The 18,289-nt window shown below is 69.2% G+C and carries 18 protein-coding genes; 9 read left to right on the top strand and 9 right to left on the bottom strand.

From position 1 onward, the window contains the following. Positions 1–6: 6 nt before the first annotated feature. The 4 genes from BXU09_RS07620 to BXU09_RS07635 all read left to right on the top strand — a co-directional run bounded on the left by BXU09_RS07620 (position 7) and on the right by BXU09_RS07635 (position 3,959). The gene (locus tag BXU09_RS07620) at positions 7–1,407 is read left to right on the top strand and encodes a HAMP domain-containing sensor histidine kinase (RefSeq protein WP_078301622.1); all 1,401 of its coding nucleotides are present in this window, start codon (positions 7–9) and stop codon (positions 1,405–1,407) included. Between the two features lie 55 nt (positions 1,408–1,462). After that, positions 1,463–2,269: an NTP transferase domain-containing protein gene (locus BXU09_RS07625; RefSeq protein WP_078301623.1), complete on the top strand. Its 807-nt coding sequence runs from the start codon at positions 1,463–1,465 to the stop codon at positions 2,267–2,269. A gap of 109 nt (positions 2,270–2,378) precedes the next feature. After that, entirely contained in the window at positions 2,379–2,615 is a 237-nt protein-coding gene (locus BXU09_RS07630; RefSeq protein WP_055363590.1) for a ferredoxin, read from the top strand. 408 nt (positions 2,616–3,023) lie between these two features. Next, complete coding sequence (locus tag BXU09_RS07635) at positions 3,024–3,959, top strand: magnesium transporter CorA family protein (protein ID WP_078301624.1); 936 nt, start codon at positions 3,024–3,026, stop codon at positions 3,957–3,959. A gap of 216 nt (positions 3,960–4,175) precedes the next feature. Here BXU09_RS07635 and BXU09_RS07640 read toward each other — a convergent pair whose 3' ends face one another. The 5 genes from BXU09_RS07640 to BXU09_RS07655 form a co-directional block, all read right to left on the bottom strand. Continuing rightward, positions 4,176–4,418 (bottom strand): DoxX family membrane protein, encoded by a 243-nt coding sequence (locus BXU09_RS07640; RefSeq protein WP_240501096.1) that lies wholly within the window; start codon positions 4,416–4,418, stop codon positions 4,176–4,178. Beyond that, positions 4,388–4,531, bottom strand: a complete 144-nt coding sequence (locus tag BXU09_RS21410; RefSeq protein WP_240501098.1) for a hypothetical protein — start codon at positions 4,529–4,531, stop codon at positions 4,388–4,390. Before BXU09_RS21410 ends, BXU09_RS07640 begins: the two co-directional genes overlap by 31 nt. 76 nt (positions 4,532–4,607) lie before the next feature. Beyond that, positions 4,608–5,372, bottom strand: coding sequence for a ribonuclease PH (gene rph / locus BXU09_RS07645; RefSeq protein ID WP_078301625.1), 765 nt, complete (start codon positions 5,370–5,372; stop codon positions 4,608–4,610). After that, positions 5,369–6,238: a glutamate racemase gene (murI, locus tag BXU09_RS07650; protein ID WP_078301628.1), complete on the bottom strand. Its 870-nt coding sequence runs from the start codon at positions 6,236–6,238 to the stop codon at positions 5,369–5,371. The genes rph and murI overlap by 4 nt, the downstream gene beginning before the upstream one ends. Positions 6,239–6,267: 29 nt before the next feature. Next, complete coding sequence (locus BXU09_RS07655; RefSeq protein ID WP_144012018.1) at positions 6,268–7,500, bottom strand: PLP-dependent aminotransferase family protein; 1,233 nt, start codon at positions 7,498–7,500, stop codon at positions 6,268–6,270. Positions 7,501–7,623: 123 nt separating this feature from the next. On the opposite strand from BXU09_RS07655, the gene fba reads away from it, so the two are divergent. The 5 genes from fba (at position 7,624) to BXU09_RS07680 (ending at position 13,851) form a co-directional block, all read left to right on the top strand. Continuing rightward, complete coding sequence (gene fba, locus BXU09_RS07660) at positions 7,624–8,541, top strand: class II fructose-1,6-bisphosphate aldolase (RefSeq protein ID WP_078301632.1); 918 nt, start codon at positions 7,624–7,626, stop codon at positions 8,539–8,541. Positions 8,542–8,901: 360 nt separating this feature from the next. Further along, positions 8,902–9,588, top strand: a complete 687-nt coding sequence (locus tag BXU09_RS07665; protein WP_240501100.1) for a hypothetical protein — start codon at positions 8,902–8,904, stop codon at positions 9,586–9,588. A gap of 104 nt (positions 9,589–9,692) precedes the next feature. Further along, positions 9,693–12,224, top strand: coding sequence for a S8 family serine peptidase (locus BXU09_RS07670; RefSeq protein ID WP_078301633.1), 2,532 nt, complete (start codon positions 9,693–9,695; stop codon positions 12,222–12,224). Between the two features lie 130 nt (positions 12,225–12,354). Continuing rightward, complete coding sequence (locus BXU09_RS07675; RefSeq protein ID WP_078301635.1) at positions 12,355–12,771, top strand: CBS domain-containing protein; 417 nt, start codon at positions 12,355–12,357, stop codon at positions 12,769–12,771. 111 nt (positions 12,772–12,882) lie between these two features. After that, complete coding sequence (locus BXU09_RS07680) at positions 12,883–13,851, top strand: oxidoreductase (protein WP_078301636.1); 969 nt, start codon at positions 12,883–12,885, stop codon at positions 13,849–13,851. Positions 13,852–14,195: 344 nt separating this feature from the next. On the opposite strand, the gene BXU09_RS07685 is transcribed toward BXU09_RS07680, so the two are convergent. From BXU09_RS07685 to dnaK, 4 genes are all read right to left on the bottom strand, one after another. Next, the gene (locus BXU09_RS07685; protein WP_078301638.1) at positions 14,196–15,110 is read right to left on the bottom strand and encodes a DnaJ C-terminal domain-containing protein; all 915 of its coding nucleotides are present in this window, start codon (positions 15,108–15,110) and stop codon (positions 14,196–14,198) included. 91 nt (positions 15,111–15,201) lie between these two features. Continuing rightward, positions 15,202–15,480, bottom strand: a complete 279-nt coding sequence (locus tag BXU09_RS07690) for a VF530 family protein (RefSeq protein ID WP_078301639.1) — start codon at positions 15,478–15,480, stop codon at positions 15,202–15,204. Between the two features lie 13 nt (positions 15,481–15,493). Then, the gene (locus BXU09_RS07695; RefSeq protein WP_240501103.1) at positions 15,494–16,156 is read right to left on the bottom strand and encodes a nucleotide exchange factor GrpE; all 663 of its coding nucleotides are present in this window, start codon (positions 16,154–16,156) and stop codon (positions 15,494–15,496) included. A 160-nt stretch (positions 16,157–16,316) separates the two neighbouring features. Then, positions 16,317–18,206, bottom strand: a complete 1,890-nt coding sequence (gene dnaK, locus BXU09_RS07700) for a molecular chaperone DnaK (protein ID WP_078301641.1) — start codon at positions 18,204–18,206, stop codon at positions 16,317–16,319. Positions 18,207–18,289 lie beyond the last annotated feature (83 nt).

The following is an 18,289-nucleotide window of genomic DNA, read 5'->3' on the forward strand; positions in this document are numbered from 1 at the left end:
CGGCAGATGCGGCTGGACCTGCTGCGGCTGACCCTGCGGGCGCGACTGGCGTTGTGGGCGGCGCTGGCGACCGGTCTGGCGGTGGCGCTGGTCGCGGCCGGGCTGTTCTGGTCCGTGAACGGGTTCCTGCGGCAGGCGCAGGAGGCGCGGCTGCTGAGCGTGGTGGGGGCTGTGCAGGGCCGCGTGGAGGGCCTGCTGCGGCCGGGGCGGGATGATCTGGTGGGGGCGCTGCTGGGCGTGGCGACCGTGTCGCAGCGGGACCTGGAGCGCGTGGCGGACGGCGTGGACCGCCAGGGTGTGGACCTGCGGCTGGTGGCGGCGCAGGGGCAGGAGCTGGCGTCGGTGGGTACGTCGTCCTTTCCGGAGGGTGTGCCGCTGACCCTGCGGGCCGGGCCCGGCGGGTACCTGAGCGCGGACGGCGCGCACCTGATCCTGGTGCGGCCACTGCGGGGGGACGCGCTGCTGCAGGTGGCGGTGGACGCCCGGTCGCTGTCCGAGGCGCGGCAGGCTTTCGGGCGGGCGCTGGTGTGGCTGCTGCCGCTGGCGCTGTTGTTCTCGCTGCTGGTGGGGTGGGTGGTGGCGGGGCGGCTGCTGCGGCCGGTGCGGGCCCTGGAGAACGCGGCGCGGTCGGTGGGGGAGGGCGGCGACCTGCGCGTGCCGCTGCCCGGCGCGGGCGATGGGGACGAACTGGCGCGGCTGGCCCTGACCCTGCAGCACAGCTTCGCGCGGCTGGCGGACGCCCGTGACCGCGAGCAGGGGTTCCTGCGGGCGGCCGCGCACGACCTGCGCTCGCCGCTGGCGGCCCTGACGGCGCGGGTCGAGGGAACCCTGGCCCGCGACCGGGACGCCGGGCGGTACCGGGCGGACCTGCGTGAGATCGGGACGGACATCACGCGGCTGTCCACGCTGGCCAACCACCTGCTGCTGCTGGCCCGCGATCCAGGGGCCGTGCAGCGCGCGCCGGTGCCGTTGCTGGACCTCGCGGCGGACGCCGTGGACCGCGCGCGCGAACTGGACCCGCTGGCGGATGTGGACCTCGTGGCGGGCGGCCCGGTCACGGTGGCCGGCGACCGGGTGCTGCTGGGGCAGGCCATCTGGAACCTGACGACCAACGCCGTGCGGCACGCCCCGCAGGCGACCGTGACCGTCACCGTGCGGGCCGTGCCGGGCGGCGCGACCGTGACGGTCCAGGACGATGGCCCCGGCGTGGACGCCGCCACGCTCGCGCGACTGGGCGAGGCCTTCTACCGTCCGGACGCCAGCCGCGCGGCCGACGCGTCCGGCGTGGGCGGGCACGGGCTGGGGCTGGCGCTCGCCCGGCACGTGGCGCAGCTGCACGGCGGCACGCTGGAACTGCGCAGCGCGCCGGGGCAGGGGTTCACGGCGGCGCTGCACCTGCCGGCCTGACCGGCGGCGGGGGGGCGTGGGCAGCGGGCGGCGCGGTCTGCTACCCTGGGCGGCAATGACACAAACGGATGCAACGCCCTGGAGCGCCGTGGTGCTGGGCGGCGGTGACCCCGGCGATCCGTTCGCGGCGGCGCACGGCGTGAAGGTCAAGCCCCTGATTCCCGTGGCGGGCGAACCGATGGCGCTGCACGTGCTGCGCGCCCTGCGCGGCAGCGGCCGGGTGGGGCGCGTCGCGTACGTCGGCCCGACCACGCCCGAACTGGACGACCTGATCGACGAGCGCGTGACCGATCACGGCACGCTCCTGAGCAACCTGGAGGCCGGTGTGGACGCCCTGCGCGCCGCCGGCCTGCAACCCGGCGAGCGGGTGCTGGTCGTCACGGCGGACGTGCCGATGCTGCGCGCCGGAGAGGTCCGCAGCGTGCTGGACGCCGCGCCTGCCGGGGCGGGGCTGGTGTACCCGGTGGTGCGGCGCGAGGTGTGCGAGGCCGCGTACCCCGGCGTGAAACGCACGTATGCGCGCCTGCGCGACGGAACGTTCACGGGCGGGAACCTGTTCCTGCTGGACCCGGCCCTGATCGGTCAGTTCCTGCCCAGGCTGCGCGAGGTGCTCGCGGCGCGCAAGGCTCCGCTGAAGCTCGCGGGCCTGATCGGGCCGGGCGTGCTGCTGCGGCTGGTGACGGGCCGCCTGAGCGTGGCGGCGCTGGAAGCGAAGGTTTCGGCGCTGCTGGGCGTCCCGGCGCGCGCGCTGATCACCCCGCACGCGGCGGTCGGAACCGACGTGGACAAGGACGAGGACCTCACGCTGGCCGAGGCGCAACTGACCGGCCGGCCGGGCGTACCGGGTCCCGCCGGGATCTGAACCGCGTCCCAATCCTGACCTCATGGGTCGGGTTTTGCGCGCCTGAACGTCAAAAAACCTGTCTGCCCTGCCCTTGCGGCGAGGCGGGCAGGTGTGCATACTGTTCCTCATGCCTCACGTGATCGTAAGCCCCTGCATTGGCGTCAAGGACCAGGCCTGCACCGAAGTCTGCCCGGTGGAATGTATCTACGACGGCGGCGACCAGTTCCTGATCCACCCCGACGAGTGCATCGACTGCGGCGCGTGCGTGCCCGCCTGCCCCGTCAGCGCCATCTTCCCGGAAGAGGACGTCCCCGGCGGCGAGGAAGACTTCATCGCCAAGAACCGCGTCTACTTCGGCCTGTAATCCATTCCCTGCCTGAAGCGGCCTGACGCGCGCCGCTCCGGTCGCAACCCCCAGCGCGGGGCAGCAGCGCGGGAAACCGGCCCTGCTGCCGGCCCGGCCACATGATGTACGGTCACCGTGCCGGCCCGGCCCAAATCCGAAAACCCTCACCCGCCCGGTGGGGGTTTTCGTCTGCGCCGTGGCCGCGCCTTGCCGCGCCCGCCCCGCCGGGGCTAGCATGACCGGCGCCGCGCCGTCCTCAGAAGGCGGCTGATCAGTAGGCGGCTGCGCCCCCTGGGAGGTGACTGTGAACCCCGAACCGCTGGACGCCGAACCGCCCAGTTCAGCCCGACCACACCGAGTGGCCGAGGCCGGCCCTCACGCACCCCCTGGAGGACGCGCCATGCCCCACCCCACCCGAGGCGCCGCATGCTGACGTACTACCGCAGCATCGGCGGGAAACTCACCCGCACGGACGGCTACACCGACGGCTGCTGGATCAACGCCGCCGACCCGACCGCCGAGGAACTCGCCCGCGTCGCCCGCGAGACCGGCCTGGACCTCGATTACCTGTCCTACCCGCTCGACCCGGATGAACGCTCGCGCTTCGAACGGGAAGACGGGCAGCTGCTGATCATCATGCAGACCAGCTACCGCCTGCCCGAGGAGAGCGACATTCCCTACGACACGGTCCCGCTGGGTATCCTGCACACCGACCACTGCGTCGTGACCGTGTGCGCCCTGCCGGAAAACCCGGTCGTGAAGGACGTGCTGGGCGGTCTGGTGCGGCGCGTCAGCACCAGCAAGAAGAACCGCCTGACGCTGCAACTGTTCCTGCGCAACGCCCAGCGCTTCCTGATCGACGTGCGGCAGATCAACAAGCGCGTGGACGCCATCGAGGACAAACTGGAGAACAGCCAGCAGAACCGCGAACTGCTGAACCTGCTGAAACTGGAAAAGAGCCTCGTGTACTTCCTGACCGGCCTGAAAGCCAACGAGGCCATGATGGAACGGGTCAAACGCGACCGCATCTTCGAGATGTACGAGGAAGACAGCGACCTGCTCGACGACGTGCTGATCGAGAACCTTCAGGCCATCGAGATGGCGTCCATCGCCAGCAACATCCTGACCAGCATGGCCGGAGCCTTCGCCAGCGTGATCAGCAACAACGTCAATCAGGTCGTGAAGGTCCTGACCGTCACCACCATCCTGGTCGCCATCCCGACCCTGGTGACCAGCATCTTCGGCATGAACGTGCCCATCCCGTTCCAGAACAACCCGGAAGGCATCTGGATCGTGCTGGGCCTCGCCGTGGCCCTGGCCGTCGCGGTGGCCGGCGTGTTCTACCGCCTGCGCGTGCTGTGACACGGACTCCGATTGAATGGGCTGCAAAGCCCGTTCAATCCGAGCGGATGCGAGAAGGAGAGAAACGGGTTCCGGACGTGGAGCCGGCAATCCGGTGAAGTTCCGGATTGTTGGCGCAACAAACGGAATCCGTATGAGGGGTTGATGGTGAATGGTTGATGGTTGACAGAGGGTCGCCCCCTCCATCAACCATCAACGTTCAACCTGCGTCTCTTTTTACTCTTTACTGACGTACAGCAGGGCGCCGAACAGCGCGAGGTTCTTCAGGAACTGCCCCTGCTGCTGCGCGCGCTCCTTGCCGTCCTTGTCCCAGAAGGGATGCCCGATGACCGTGGTGGGCACCAGGCTGGTCGCCAGGGCCACGCTGGCCGCCCGTGGGGCCAGCCCCAGCGCGAGCAGCGCCCCGGCGCCGACCATGACGCCGCTGTTCACCTTGACGGCCAGTTCCGGTTCCGGCACCTCGGCCCCCGCGCGGCGCGCACGATGGGGTCCGGGTTCTGCAGGTGGTCCAGGCCGTTCTTGATGAAGATGCTCGCGAGCAACGCCCGCCCGATGAATCTCGTCACGCTCATGGGTAACCTCCTTGGAACTTGGCCTGGAGTCTACCGCAGCCGCCCGCCCCGCCCCGGCCGGGCGGCTGGGCGGCGTTCACATGCCCTGAATGACCGACAGTTGCCGCGTCAGGTCCGCCATGACGCCCTGCACCGCGAACGCCCCGGTGGACAGCAGCCGCACGTACTCCTCCTGGGTCAGCGCGCCCTCCTCGGCGCCGCCCTGCACCTCGATGATCAGGCCCGTGTCGGTGGCGACCACGTTCAGGTCGGCGCGCGCCACGCGGTCCTCGGCGTAATCCAGGTCCACGCGGACCTCGTCGCGCAGCAGGCCCACGCTGATCGCGCCCACGTTGTGCGCGATGGGCCAGTCGGTCAGTTGCCCCTTCTGGATCAGGCGGTCGCAGAAGTCATGCAGCGCCGCGTGCCCGGCCAGGATGCTCGCCACGCGCGTCCCGCCGTCTGCGACCAGCACGTCGCAGTCCACGTACAGCGTCTGGTTCCGGAAGTGCCGCAGGTCCATGCTGGCCCGCAGCGCCCGCCCCAGCAGCCGCTGGATCTCGTAACGGCGGCCGTCCTGCAGGTTGCGTTCGCGGGCCTGCCGGTCGGTGGTGGCGCGCGGCAGCATGGAGTACTCGGCGGTCAGCCAGCCTTCCTTGCTGCCCCGCATGTGCGGCGCGGCCTTGTCCTGAATGCTGACGGTCGCCATGATCTCGGTGCGGCCCATGATCAGGTGCGCGCTGCCCGGCGCGTGCGGATTCACGCCGCGCTTGACGGTCAGCGGGCGCGGCTCCAGAAGGGTACGGCCCTCACGGACCGGGAGGAGCTGGGGGGTGCTGCTGCCTTTGATTGGTGTGCTCATGTCTGGATGGACTCAATTCTGGGCAGCGGGGCCGCCCGGTTGGATTGACCTTCAGTATAGGCCCCGCCCACCCCCATACCCGCCGCCCCCATACCCGCCGCTGCCAGCAGCGCCGCCATGACCGGCGCGGCCCGCGCGACGTCCCCCGTCACCAGGAAACGCTCCTGGCCGCCCGACTCCCGCACGGACAGCAACCCCCGCTCGGTCAGCACGCGCCGCGTGTGCCGCGCCACCGCCGGGCCGCTGTCCAGCAGCGTGAACGTGTCCCCGAACTCGGCGCGGATACTGCCCGCCAGGAACGGGTAGTGCGTGCAACCCAGCACCAGCCCGTCGGCCCCAGCCTGCGCCAGCGGCGTCAGCACCTCGCGCAGCACCTCGCGCGCCCGCGCTGAGTCCGCCTGCCCCGCCTCGACCAGCGGCACCAGCTCGGTACTCACGGCCCGCATGACCCGCACGCCCGCCGGGTCCGCGAACTCACGGATCACGTCGGCCAGCAGCGTGCCGCGCAGCGTGCCCGGCGTGGCCAGCACCCCCACCACGCCCGAACGGGTCGAGAGGACCGCCGGTTTCACGGCCGGGACCAGCCCGATGATCGGCATCTCGAAACGCGACCGCAGGTGCCCCAGACTGAACGCCGACGCCGTGTTACACGCCACGACCACGCCCTTCACGCCCCGCGTGTGCAGCGCCGAGACCGCCCGGTCCGTCAGGTCCCGGATCTCGTCGTCCGGACGGGCCCCGTACGGCACGTGCGCCGTATCGGCCAGATACAGCAGGTCCTCGCCCGGCAGGGCCCGGCGCAGGTCCGCCAGGACGCTCAGGCCCCCCACGCCACTGTCGAACACGCCAAGCGGTGCGTCACTCATCGCGCCTGATGATACGGGGCAGAGCCCCCTTACAGCTCGGCCAGGGCCCCCCGCAGCGTATCGCCCAGCGCCCGGATGCCCTGCGTGATCTGCTCGGGCGTGGCGTTGCTGTAACTGAGGCGCATGGTGTTCTGGCCGCCGCCCAGCGCGTAGAAGGGACTTCCCGGCACGTACGCGACCTTGCGCTCGACCGCGCGCGGCAGCAGCGCCTGGGTGTCGATGCCCTGTGGGAGGGTCAGCCACAGGAACATGCCGCCCTGCGGGGTGGTGTAGTCCACGCCGTCCGGGAAGTCCGCGCGGATGCGGTCCAGCATCAGGGTCGCGCGTTCGCCGTACGCCTGCCGGACCCGTTCGATCTGGCGGGGCAGCACGCTGTCCACGAGTTCCGCGATGATCATCTGGTTGAAGGTGGGGGTGTGCAGGTCAGCGCCCTGCTTCGCCTGGATCAGCTTGCCGATGATGGGCGCGGCGGCCTGCACCCACGCGTCCCGCAGGCCCGGCACCAGCGTCTTGCTGAAGGAACTGGAGTAGATGACGTGGTTGCGGTCGGCGTCGCCGTGCAGCTCCAGGCCCAGGCTGTACAGGCTGGGGGCCGCCTCGCCGGTAAAGCGCAGCTGCCCGTAGGGGTCGTCCTCGATCAGCAGGACGCCGTGCTGCGCGGTCAGTTCCACGAGGCGGCGGCGGCGCTCGGCGCTCAGGGTACGCCCCGTGGGGTTCTGGAAGTTCGGCACGGCGTACAGCAGCTTGGCGTTCAGGCCGGGCAGCAGGGCTTCCAGGGCGTCCACGTCGATGCCCTGTTCGTCGGTGGGCACCTGCACGTAGCGCGGCCCGTACGGCTGGAAGGACTGCAGCGCGCCCAGGTACGTGGGCGCCTCGACCAGCACCACGTCCCCCTCGTCGATCAGGACCTTGCCCAGCAGGTCCAGGCCCTGCTGACTGCCGGTCACGATCTGCACGTTGCCCGCCGGAATGCCGGCCTGCGCGCCGATCCACTCGCGCAGCGGCGGGTGGCCCTCGGTGGTGGAGTACTGCAACGCGGCGGGGCCGTACACGTCCAGCACGCGGTTGCTCGCGGCGCGGACCTCGTCCAGCGGGAACAGTTCCGGGGCGGGCAGACCCCCGGCGAAACTGATCACGTCGGGCCGCTGCGTGATCTTCAGGATCTCGCGGATGGCGCTGGCGTTCATGCTCTGCGCGCGGCGCGACAGCGTCCCGGTCAGGTCGAAGGCTGCGGGGGAGAGGGGACTGTTCATGCCTGCCATGCTACGCCCCGGCCCGCGCCCGCGCCGACCTGTCTATTGTTCCCGGCCCAGAGATGTGGACGGCCCCGGCATCCGCCCAGTTCCGGCAGGTAAAGTGAAAGGCGACTGTAAGGAGGTCTTCTCATGCTCGTGACCGGTAATGACATTCTCGTTCCCGCCCGTGCCGGCAAGTACGGCGTCGGCTCGTTCAACACCAACAACATGGAGATCACCCAGGCGATCATCCACACTGCCGAGCGGCTGCGCAGCCCCGTCATGGTGCAGATGAGCGAGGGGGCCATCAAGTACGGCGGCCAGGATCTCGCCAACATCGTGATCGACCTCGCCCGGCGCGCCACCGTGCCTGTCGCGCTGCACCTCGACCACGGCAGCTCCTACGAGAGCGCCCTGAAAGCCATCAAGATGGGCTTCACCAGCGTCATGATCGACGCCTCGCACCACGATTTCGAAGGCAATGTCAAGGAAACCCGGCGGGTCGTGGAGGCCGCGCACGCCATGGGCATCAGCGTGGAAAGCGAACTCGGCCGCCTGGGCGGCATCGAGGAGCACATCGTCGTGGACGAGAAGGACGCCTTCCTGACCGACCCCGAGGAAGCCGTGCAGTTCATCGAGCAGACCGGCACCGACTACCTCGCCATCGCCATCGGCACCAGCCACGGCGCGTTCAAGGGCAAGGGCCGCCCGTACATCGACCACGCCCGCATCGAGAAGATCGCCGGCCTGACCGGCATTCCCCTCGTCGCGCACGGCAGCAGCGGCGTCCCGCAGGAAATCGTCGAACGCTTCCGCAAGGCTGGCGGCGAGATCGGCGACGCGGCCGGCATCGCCGACGAGGACCTGCAGCGCGCCACGGGGTTCGGGATCGCCAAGGTGAACGTGGACACCGACCTGCGTCTGGCCAGCACCGTCGGAATCCGCGAGGCGCTGGCCGCCAACCCCAAAGAATTCGACCCCCGCAAGATCTTCGGCCCGGCCCGTGAAGTCATGAGCCAGGTCATCGAGCACAAACTGCGCGTGCTCGGCAGTGTCGGCAAGGCCTGATACGGACTCCGATTGAATGGGCTGCAAAGCCCATTCAATCCGAGCGAAGCGAGCAGGAGAGAAACGCCCCTCCGGACGTGGAGCTGGCGATCCGGTGAAGTTCCGGATGGTCAGCGAAACAGACGGCAGTCCGTATGAGCCTTCCCCACCCCACGTAGCAGAGGCGGCCTCGTGTCGCCTCTGTTTCTATCTGTCCTACCCACACCAGCCCTGCTCCCAGCCTGTTCATCCCCCTCCGGCAACCTGACGGCGAACTGACGTGCGGTTCAGAAAACTCGGCCTGTGCAGCGGGGAATTCTCACCATGCCGCACTATGCTCGCGATTGCATGAAGGTGGCCTGGCCTCTCCCCGCAGTAGTGATGACGCTCGGCCTGTCGATGTCTGGCCTGAGCAGCAGCGCTCCCACGCCGCCCGCGCTACCGGCCGGCTGGCAGCCCCGGCTCGCGGCGCTGCTGCCCGCCACCTCACAGACCGTCACGCTGCTCGAACGGCGGCCCAGTATCTCCACGGTGGAACTGCAGCTGCGGGTCGCCAGTGTCGGCGGGAACCCGCAGGCGCTGCAGCAGGTGATCGTGAACGCCGCGCGCGGCCTGCAACCCACCTACGACGAACGCCTGGGCATCTCCCGCGAGGACTTCAAACGCTACGTGGTCTTCCAGGAGATCCTGGCGTCCACCGGCAAGACCTTCCGGCTGGCCGTCACGCGCGACGCCAACCAGATCACCTTCGGGGACGGCCCACTGATGAACGGCGTCCTGAAGGGGGTCAGCATCGACCTGAAAACCGGCGAGATGCGCGGCCCGGAAGGATTCAGTGCCCGCCCCACCAGCGTCACGCCCAGCACGGCGCCGGACCAGGGGCTGGACGTGCGCAGCGGCTTCCAGTGGCGCATTGCGGGCAGCAACGCCACCAGCGGCAACGGCGTGCGCGGCACCCTGAGCCTCCTGCAACTCACCAGCGGGCGGGTGGTGCTCAGTTACACCCGCACCAGCATGATCCGCCGCTCGGTCGATACCGGCGAACTGATCGTCGAGTACACCCGCTGAGCGGCCCACCCGCCAGCCGACCCTGACCCCCGGCTGACGGCAGGTCAAGGCTTCCTCACGTTCCCTTCAGGGCGAGTCACGCACGGGCGCATAGGCTGAACCTCATGAAGAAGCGGAATCTCATGATGCTCGGCGCGGCCCTGACCCTGGGCGGCCTCAGTCAGGCCGACGCCGGCCGACTCTCGCCCACCCTGCTGGCGCGCGCGCAGAAGGGCGACCAGACGAAGGTGGGCGTGATTGTCCGTTTCAACCTTCCCAACGATGAGCGCGGCCGCGCCCAGTTCAAGAACCTGCGCGCCCAGCTGAACACCATCGTCGCGCAGCTCGGTTCGGCCGCCGGGATCGTGAGTGCCAGCAGTGTCAAACAGGCCACCAACCTCTGGCTCGACCAGAGTATCTTCCTGCCCCTGAGCCCCGTCGAAGCGCGCCGCATGGCACAACTGCCGTTCGTGTCGGACGTGTTCGAGAACTTCAAGGTGCAGATTCCCAAACCGCAGCGCGCCGTGGCCCTCAGTGCCGCTGCCGCCGCGCCCGGCGAGGCCTGGCACCTCGCGAAGATCGGCGCGCCGCAGGCCTGGGCCGCCGGATTCAAGGGACAGGGTGTCAGGATCGGGCACCTGGACAGCGGCATCGACGCCAGCCACCCGCAGTTGAACGGGAAGGTCGCAGCGTTCGCCGAATTCAACGGCGAGGGTGAACGCGTCAACGGTGCAGCCACCCGCGACACGACCAACCACGGCACGCACACGGCGGGCCTGCTGGTGGGCGACACGGTGGGCGTGGCCCCCAGCGCCAAGGTCATCAGCGCGCTGGTCCTCCCGAACAACGAGGGCACCTTCGCGCAGGTGATCGCCGGGATGCAGTACGTGCTGGACCCGGACAACAATGCCGACACGGATGACGGCGCCGACATCGTGAACATGAGCCTGGGGATTCCCGGCACCTTCGACGAGTTCATCGTGCCGGTGCAGAACATGATCAAGGCGGGCGTGGTCCCCATGTTCGCCATCGGGAACTTCGGGCCGACCTCGGCCAGCACCGGCAGCCCCGGCAACCTGCCGGACGCCATCGGCGTGGGTGCCGTGGACCGCAACGGGCAGGTGGCCAGCTTCAGCAGCCGCGGGCCGGTCAACTGGAACAGCACCATCAAGGGCGTGTTCGTGAAACCCGACATCGCCGCGCCGGGCGTGGAGATCACCAGCGCCTTCCCGAACGGGCAGTACGGGGCGCTCAGCGGCTCCTCGCAGGCCAGTCCGATCGCGGCGGGCGCGGCGGCCCTGCTGCTGTCCGCCAAGCCCGGCACCAATGTGGACGGCATCAAGAACGCCCTGTACACCAGCGCCAGCAACGCGGGCAGCAAGAACAACAACACGGGCTTCGGGCTGATCAGCGTGCCGGGCGCGCTGGGTAAACTCGGCGTGAACGCGGGCGCTCCGGCTCCGGCCCCCACGCCCGCACCTGCACCGACACCCACCCCGACACCCACACCTACCCCGACGCCGCCCCCTGCCCCCACGCCGACCCCGGCGCCCGCACCGGCGCCGACCGGCCCGGCCGGCTACACCCTCTGCGCGCTGGAGGGCAGCAAGTGTGACTTCAGCGGTCAGAAGGATGCGGCGTTCGGCACGGCCGGGAAGTACCTGACCGGCGTCGGCACGGACGGCTTCAACTGCACGGTCGCCGAGTGGGGCCGCGACCCCGCGCCCGGCCTGAAGAAAGGCTGCTTCATCAAGGACCGTCCGGGCAGCGGCGCGGCCCCCACGCCCGCCCCGGCCCCCACGCCTGCTCCGGCCCCCAGCGCCGGCAAGAAACCCCGCGTCCTCCTGGTCGATGACGACATGGGCCAGGGCCCCGACGTGACGGCCGCGCTGCGCGACGCCATTAAGGCCAACGCCGTCAGTGGCGGGGCGTTCGTGTGGAACACCCAGTCGCAGGGCGCCGTGCCCCTGAGTGAGATGAAACGCGCCGACATCGTCGTGTGGGCGACCGGCGAGCAGTACCAGAACACCATCACGGCCGCCGATCAGAACACGCTGCGGCAGTACGTGGCGGGCGGCGGGAACCTCCTGATCACCGGGCAGGACATCGGGTACGACATCGGTACCAGCGCCTTCTACACCGGCACCCTGAAAGCCCGCTTCGTGGCGGACAGCAGCGGGCAGGCGAAATTCGTGACCGGTGGCGCGTTCGGCAGCACCGCCTTCACCCTGAACGCGTCGGGCAGCGCCGCCAACCAGTACTACCCCGACGTGATCGCCGATCTGGGCGGCAGCGCCACCGTCGCCAGCTGGGGCAGCGCGAACGCGACCGCCGGGACCATCACGGCGCAGAGCATCCGCGTGGACCCCAACCGCACCCGCGCCGCGCAGAAGGTGCAGGACCCACGCGGTCTGGTCGAGCGTCTGGCCGCGAACATCCTGGGCGGCGTCCTGAACCAGATTCTGGGTGGGAACACCCAGTCGGCACAGAACCGCCCGCGCGTGAGCGCCCAGTCGGCCGGTGAGAACGCCGGAGCGATCGTCGCGAACGACGCCGGGTCGTACCGCACCGTCACCATGGGCTTCGGCCTGGAAGGCCTGACGCCCAACAGTCGCAACATTCTGATGAAGACCAGCTTCGACTGGCTGATGAAGTAACCGCCAGGCGGCTGGGGGCGGGGCGCTGATCGGGGCGTCCCGCCCCCCAGCCCGTACCGGGTGGGCGCGGCCCAACGTTTCTTGGCTGGATTCCCACCCGTCTGCCGGAATCACTTCGTAGGGTGAGGGCATGACGACCCTCAGTGACATCATGACCAGCGACCTGACCACCGTGGACCGCGGCGCGACCCTGAAGGAAGTGGCCCTGCTGATGCGCGAGCAGGACATCGGGAACGTGCTGATCATGGACGGTGACACCCTGGCCGGCATCCTGACCGACCGGGACATCGTGGTGCGGGCCGTGGCGTACGGGCACGACCTGGGCAGCGAGGCCAGCGATTACGCCACCGGCAACGTGTTCACCCTCGACGCCGCTGCTGACGTAGCGGAGGCGGCCCAAGAGATGGCACAGCGGCAGTTGCGCCGCCTGCCGGTCACGCGGGAAGGCCGGGTGGTCGGCATCGTGAGCCTCGCGGACCTCGCCACGCGCACGCATTCCGGCGCGGACGAGCAGGCGTTGCAGGGCATCAGCCAGCCCACCATCTGAACGCCGCACCCGCAGGAGGGGCGCGCCCTTGCCCGGCGTGCCCCTTCACTGTTCCTTGATTGGCGTGGGCGCCCTTGCCCTCGCACGCCCCCGGAGGTCTACGGTGAGGGCATGACTCCGATCAAGAGCCCACTGGCCCCCCGCGCCGACGCCACCACCGTCCTCGCACACACTGATCTACATGGCCGCACCGCCGTCGTGACCGGCGCGGCGTCCGGTCTGGGGGTGGAAACGGTTCGTGCCCTCCTGAGCGCCGGCGCGCGGGTGATCATGCCGGTGCGCGACACGGCGCGCGGCGAGCAGGTCGCCCGCGATCTCGCCCAGGAGACCGGGAACAGCGATGTGCACGTCCTTCACCTGGATCTTGGGTCGCTCGCCTCGGTGCGGCAGGCGGCGGCGGCAATCCTGGCCGCCGCACCCCGCATTCACATCCTGATCAACAACGCGGGCGTCATGGCCACCCCGCAGGGCCTGACCGCCGACGGCTTCGAGACGCAGTTCGGTACGAATCACCTGGGTCACTTCCAGCTGACCCGCCTGCTGATGCCGGCCCTGCTGGCCGCCGCGCCCGCCCGCGTGGTGTCCCTGAGCAGCAGCGCGCACCGCCTCAGCGACATCCGCTGGGACGACCCGAACTTCCAGACCACTCCCTACGATCCCTGGCAGGCATACGGGCAGAGCAAGACCGCCAACGCCCTGTTCGCCGTCGAACTGAACCGCCGCTACGGCCCGCAGGGCGTCACCGCAAACGCCGTTCACCCCGGAGGCATCATGACCGGCCTGCAAAAGCACATGCCGGAAGGCGAGGCGCAGCGCCGGGGCTGGATCGACGAGAACGGCGTGCCCAACCCCGCCTTCAAAACCCCTGCCCAGGGGGCCAGCACCAGCGTGTGGGCTGCCACCGCCCCCGAACTGGACGGCGTGGGCGGCCTGTTCCTGGAGGACCTGCAACAGAGCACTCCGCTGGACGAGGCGAACCCCAGTCCGCTGTTCGGGTACAGACCCCACGCGCTCGACGCTGACAGCGCCCGCCGCCTGTGGACGCTCAGCGATCAGATGATCGAACAGACCGGGCAGTAACCCTGAAACGCAGGAAGCCCCCCGGAGCTGATGAGCCGGGGGGCTTCGCATAGGGGGCTGCACTGAATTCAAGTCATTCCGGGCCGCCCGGTGGCCCCCTCATACGGATTCCGTTTGTTTCGCTGACAGATCGGAACACCACCGATCTGCCAGCTCCACGTCCGGAACCCGTTTTTCTTCTACTCGCTCCGCTCGGATTGAACGGGCTTTGCAGCCCATTCAATCGGAGTCCGTATCACCCTTCCGTCGCTCCGCTCCTCCCTCCCTCTCCCGCAAGGGGAGAGGGCGAACGGCCAGCAGTCATGCGGGAAGGGAGTCGGGCTCCTCCCGTATCCGTTCAGGATTTACCCCAGGTCGCGCAGTCGGCGGTACAGGTCCTTCTGCTCGTCGCTCAGGGTGGCGGGCACGGTCACGTTCAGGCGCACGTACAGGTCGCCGCGCGTGCCGTCCTTCTTTGGCCAGCCCTGACCGCGCAGCCGCATACGCCGGCCGCCGCTGCTGCCTGGGGGTACGCTCAGGTTGCCCTTGCCGCCCAGGGTCTGCACGGTCACGTCTCCGCCCAGCGCCGCGACGGGGGCGGGCACGTCCACGCTGGTGGTCAGGTGGTCGCCGTCCAGTTCGAAGCGGGCGTCTTCCAGCACTCGGATGGTCAGCAGGACGTCCCCGCCGCCCGGTCCCTGCCCGGCCAGTCGCAGGCGGGCGCCGTCGCGCGTGCCGGCCGGGACGCGCAGGCTCAGGCGTTTGCCGTCCACGTTGATGACCTCGTCCGAACCGCTGAACGCCTCGGCCAGCGTGACCTGCAATTCGCCTTCCACGTTCTGCACGAAGCGCCGCCCGCCGCCCATCCCGCCGCCGCCCAGCAGGTCTTCCAGGTTGACCTGCGCGCCGCCCGGAAAGCCCTGGCCCGCGCCGCCGCGCCGCCCGGTCTGCCCGAACAGTCCCTGGAAGAAATCACTGAACTGTCCCGGATCGAAGCCCGAGAAGTCCCCGCCCTGAAACCCGCCGCCCGCGCCGGGGCCGCCGTAGCCGGGCGGGACCTGCCCGGTGTGCCCGAACTGGTCGAATACCTGCCGTTTCTCGGGGTCGGAGAGGACGGCGTACGCCTCGCCGATCTCCTTGAACCGCTCGGCGGCCTTCTCGTCCCCGGCGTTCTTGTCCGGGTGGTACTGCTTGGCGAGTTTGCGGTACGCGCTCTTGATGTCCGCCTCGGACGCCCCGCGGGAGACGCCGAGCACGTCGTAGTAATCCTTGTAAGCCATGTGCGCCTCCTTCAGGCGAATGAGGACGGTGGGTTCAGCCCAGTGGGTTCAGCTCCGTGGGTTCAGCTCAGTGAGGTCAGGGCAGGGCGGTTCAGGTGGTCACGAGGTCGCGGTACAGCGCCTCGACCTTCGCCCGCGCCCACGGCGTGCGCCGCAGGAACTTCAGGCTGCTCTGGACGCTCGGATCGAACTGAAAGCAGCGGACCGGGACCATCCGGGCCAGTTCGTCCCAGCCGTACGCCTCGTGCAGCCGCTCGACGATCATGGCGAGCGTCACCCCATGCAGCGGGTCGCCGGAGGGTGAACGGGTGACGGTTGATGGAGTCGCAGGGGCCTCAGCCGACGCCGTCTTGTCTTCTGGGTCAACCATCACCGTTTCCCCCTCAGCCCTTCTTGCTCACGACGACGCGGGCGGGGCGCACGAGGCGGTCGCCCATGCGGAAGCCCAGCTGGTACACCTGCACGATCACGTCGTCCTCGTCGCCCGGCACGACCTGAAGCGCCTCGTGCCACTGCGGGTCGAAGGCCTCGCCTTCCTTCCCGGTCGCTTCCAGGCCCAGGCCCGCGAACACGGTCAGGATCTTGCCCTGCACGGCCTGCATGCCGGGAATCAGTTTGGCGGGCTCGGCGGCGCCCATGGTCACGGCGCGGTCCATGTCGTCGTACACCGGCATCAGCGCCTCGGCGGCCTTGCTTATGCCCTGGCCCTGCGCGGCAGAGACGTCTTCCTGGGTGCGGCGGCGGTAGTTCTCGAAGTCGGCGGCCAGCCGGGCCAGACGGCCCTTCAGGTCGGCGTTCTCCTTCTCCAGTTCGTCGGCGCGGCCGAGTTTCGCCATCATCTCCTGCACCTGACCGAACATGTTCTCGTCCATGCCGTCCAGGCCGGGGAACTCGGTTTCCAGGTCTTCCTGCAGGTTGTCGGTTTCGATGTCGGGGATGTCCAGGCCGTCCTCACTGACGGTTTTCGTGTGGGTATCGGTCTCGGTGGCCTCGGGGGCGGGTTTGTGCTGGTCGTCGGTCATCTTGGGGCCTCTCTTGCGGAACATTCCGCTCAGCTTACGGGCTGCCGGGCGTTCCTGGGGGGAATGAAGGATGAAAGAAAAGGGGGAGAGGAGGCGTGGCGGCCGTCCTCTCCCGTGGATGTTGATGCTGGTGGGCGGCCGCCTCGCCCGGCCCTCGCCTCCCCCTGGAAGGAGGGAAGGGGGGTTACTCGGCGGGTTTGAAGTCCGCGTCGATCACGTCGTCGTCCTGCTTGTCCTTGCCCAGGTTGACGGTGTCGTCGCCCTGCGCCTGACCCTGGCCCTGCGCGGCGGTCATGAAGGCGCGCAGTTCCTCTTCCAGGTTCTTCTGGGCAGCGTCGATGCGGGCGTCGTCGTCGCTGCGGATGGCTTCCTCGGCCTCGTCGGCGGCGGCCTTCAGCTTGTCCTTGGCGGCCTGCGCGGCGCCCTCGTTCTCCTCGATCTGCGAGGTGGCCTGCACGCGCAGCGAGTCGAGGTTGTTGCGCTTCTCGACCTTCTCACGGCGCAGCTTGTCGGCAGCGGCGTTCTGCTCGGCTTCCTGCACCATGCGCTCCACGTCGCTCTTGTCGAGGGTGGTGGTGTTCTCGATGCGGATGCTGGACTCCTTGCCGCTGGTCTTCTCCTTGGCGGTCACGTGCAGGATGCCGTTCGCGTCGATGTCGAAGGTCACCTCGATCTGCGCCTGACCGGCCCGCATGGGCGGAATGCCTTCGAGCTTGAAACGGCCCAGGCTCTTGTTGTCGGCGGCCATGGGGCGCTCACCCTGCAGCACGTTGATCTCCACGCCCGGCTGGTTGTTCTCGGCGGTGGTGTAGATCTCGGTCTTCTTGGCGGGGACCGTGGTGTTGCGGGTGATCATGGGGGCGATCATGCCGCCCTTGACTTCCACGCCCAGCGTCAGCGGGGTCACGTCGACCAGCACGATGTCGCCCAGGCTGGAGTCGCCCTGGATGATCCCGGCCTGCACGGCGGCGCCCAGCGCGACGGCCTCGTCAGGGTTCACGGACTCGTTGGGGGTCTTGCCGATCAGTTCCTGCACGATGCGCTTGACGGCCGGGATGCGGGTGCTGCCGCCCACCAGGATCACTTCGTCGATCTTGCTCGCGTCCAGTTTCGCGTCGGCGAGGGCCTGCTCGACGGGCTTACGCACGCGGCGCAGCAGGTCGCTGGTGATCTCCTCGAACTTGGCGCGGCTCAGGGTGCGCTCCAGGTGCATGGGGGTGCGGGTTTCCGGGTCGAAGGTGATGAACGGCAGGCTGATCGAGGTTTCGGTCGCGTTGCTCAGTTCGATCTTGGCCTTCTCGGCGGCCTCGATCAGGCGCTGGAGGGCCTGCTTGTCCTTGCGCAGGTCGAAGCTGTTGTCCTTCTGGAACTCGGTGGCCAGCCAGTCCACGATGCGCTGGTCGAAGTCCGCCCCGCCCAGGTGGGTGTCGCCGCTGGTGGATTTCACTTCGAACACGCCGTCGCCCAGTTCGAGAATTGTTACGTCGAAGGTGCCGCCCCCCAGGTCGAAGACCAGCACGGTCTCGTTCCCCTTGCGCTCCAGGCCGTAGGCGAGCGCAGCGGCGGTGGGTTCGTTGATGACGCGCAGCACGTTCAGACCCGCGATCTCACCGGCCTGCTTGGTGGCCTCGCGCTGGCTGTTGTCGAAGTAGGCGGGCACGGTGATGACCACGTCCTTGATCTTCTCGCCCAGTTTGGCGCTGGCGTCGTTCACGAGTTTACGCAGCACCTCGGCGCTGACCTGCTCGGGCGCGAGGTCCTGGCCGTTCACTTCAATGCGCACGCTGCCGCCGGGGCCTTCCTTGACGGTGAAGGGGCTGCGGCCCGCTTCTTCCTTTATCTCGTCCCAGCGGCGGCCGATGAAGCGCTTGACTTCGAACAGCGTGGCGGCGGGGTTCAGGGCGGCCTGACGGCGCGCGATCTGGCCCACGAGGCGCTCGTCGCCCTTGTACGCGACGACGCTGGGCGTGGTGCGCGCGCCCTCGGCGTTCACGATGACTTCGGGGCGGCCGCCTTCCATGACGGAGATAACGGAGTTGGTGGTACCAAGGTCGATTCCGACTGCTTTGGGCATGGGAGCTCCTGTGTTGATGGTGTGAAGTGTGGGGATTTGCCGCCACGGGGGCAGCAGTTCTGATCTGCGCCCATCATAGGGCC

It is taken from the genome of Deinococcus sp. LM3, assembly GCF_002017875.1.
Lineage (GTDB): Bacteria > Deinococcota > Deinococci > Deinococcales > Deinococcaceae > Deinococcus.